The organism is Phytoactinopolyspora endophytica (assembly GCF_004138495.1).
Taxonomy (GTDB): Bacteria; Actinomycetota; Actinomycetes; order Jiangellales; family Jiangellaceae; genus Phytoactinopolyspora; species Phytoactinopolyspora endophytica.
In genome coordinates this window covers 294,348-296,302 of record NZ_ML142849.1, presented here as the reverse complement: position 1 = coordinate 296,302, position 1,955 = coordinate 294,348, and the positions used below count along the sequence as shown (strand labels likewise).

At 66.0% G+C, this 1,955-nt stretch carries 1 protein-coding gene; it reads left to right on the top strand.

What is annotated here, in order from left to right:
• Window positions 1–1,654: metallophosphoesterase (locus tag ELR45_RS01290; RefSeq protein ID WP_205855666.1), on the top strand; the 1,654-nt coding region annotated here is incomplete at its 5' end.
• Window positions 1,655–1,955: the final 301 nt, after the last annotated feature.

Sequence of the window (1,955 nt, the reverse complement as noted above, 5' to 3'; positions counted from 1 at the left end):
GCAGGAGTACGGCGAACATCTTGCGGATGTGCTGAAGGACACGGTCTACTTCACCGACTACCAGGGCGTGCGCTTCGTGACCTTGAACGCGAACCGCGACGACATCTGCCCGATCGCGGAACCTCCGGGGCACTCGTCGTTCGACTGCGACACCGCCCGTCGGGCGTGGATGACCATGCAGGCGAACTGGGCCGATCGGGTGCTGCAGGAGAACCCGCACGAGTGGAGCGTCGTCCTCGCGCATCAGCCGGTGTTCTCGAACGGGAACGACGGCGCTGGTAACCCGCGCAACGAAGCCGACTGGCGTCAGTACCTCCTCCCCGTGTTGGAGACGAACAACGTCGATCTGGTGCTGCAGGGCCACGATCACACCTACGGCCGCGGCTACCACGGGTCCACGGGCACGGACATGGACGGCGTCTCGGCGGGACCTGTCTACATCATCGCGAACGCCGGTCAGAAGCAGTACGAGATGAGCGGCGACGACAACGTCTGGACGCAGAACGGCGCCTTGCCGGTCGTGCGTGCTCAGGACACCACGACGTTCCAGTCGATCCGGGTGGACGGCGACACGCTGGCGTACGAGTCGGTGGTCACGCACGTCCGCGACGGTGGTGAAGCGTACGCCGAGGTGGGCGAGACGCTTGATGCGTTCACCATCACCAAGCGCGACGACGGCGCGAAGTGGGTCGTCGAGGACGGCATCGAGACACCCGACGAGTCGGTCGATCCGGTGAATGTCGAGCAACCCACGGACGAGCCGTTCGACGACGAGTCGTTCGGCGATGTCGTGTGGGACGACGACTTCTCCACCGACCGCCTCGCCGAGTACGACGCGTTCGGTGACTCCGGTGAGGCCGCGGCTGAACTCTCGGTGGACACGGACGCGGGCGTGCTCGAGGCGGACGCGGACGGGCGACGCTGGAGCCATGTGGCGCTGCCCGTCGACGCGGGGGAGAGCTTCGCGCTCGTGGTGGAGCCGGAGAGCTTCACTGGCACCGGCTCCGCCGAGGACAGCGTGTTCATCGGTCTCACCGATGGCGAAGGTCACCGCGCCCACAGCTGGTTCAACAACTCGCGCGACGAGAGCGGGATCAATGTAGTGGTCGACGGTGAGACCAAGAGACTGTCGGAAGGCCCGGGAACGCTCCGGGTTGAATGGGAGCCCGGTGACCGGTTCGCGACGGTCGTCGATCACGGCGAGCTCACGTCATGGATCGAGAAGGATGGCGAGTGGCAGAAGATCCGCTCGGGTCTGCTCTCTCTCACGATGTCCGGGGACCAGATCACCGGCTGGGCGCCGACCTTCAGCCTGCGCCTCGACCCGGGAATGATCGCGATCGACCGTGTCACGTTGCTGCGACCGGACGGCGACGCTGCCGACGCCTGCCCGGATGGTTTCTCGCCGGACGAGACCGTGGCCTTCGACGATGTCGACTCCGGTGTTCCCAACGTCGATCGCGCAGACGGATGCACCATCCTCGACCTGATCTGGGCCGGAGCCCCGTTCGACAGTCAGGGTGCGTTCGTCCGCCACGTCAGCGATGTTGCCGACCGGTTCCGCGAGGACGGCATGATCACCGCGCGGGACCGGTCCGCCATCGTCCGCGCGGCGGCCAACGCTCGACCCGATCTCAGCGGAAACCTCGACTGATCGGTCACGCCGGCCCCGAGCGCATATGACACCTTCCGGAACGCGTGTGTAGTGCGTGTGAAGCCGGGTGTGTCAGGCTCGCCGTCGATCGGTGGTCGGAAACGCTGACTGTGGAGGCGTCGAGTTCGTGGAAGGTCATAGTTGCGCGTGGTGATGCGATCCCGGCTGTTTGCGTTGTGGTCGTGTGTGGTCGTCGTGGTGGGTATGGCTGTCCACGTTGTCGCCGTGTCTGCGGCCGATGCTCTGGCAGCAGTCGGTTCGGTGGTCGAGCCTGGTCCGTTGGAGACGGTGGCGGGCACGC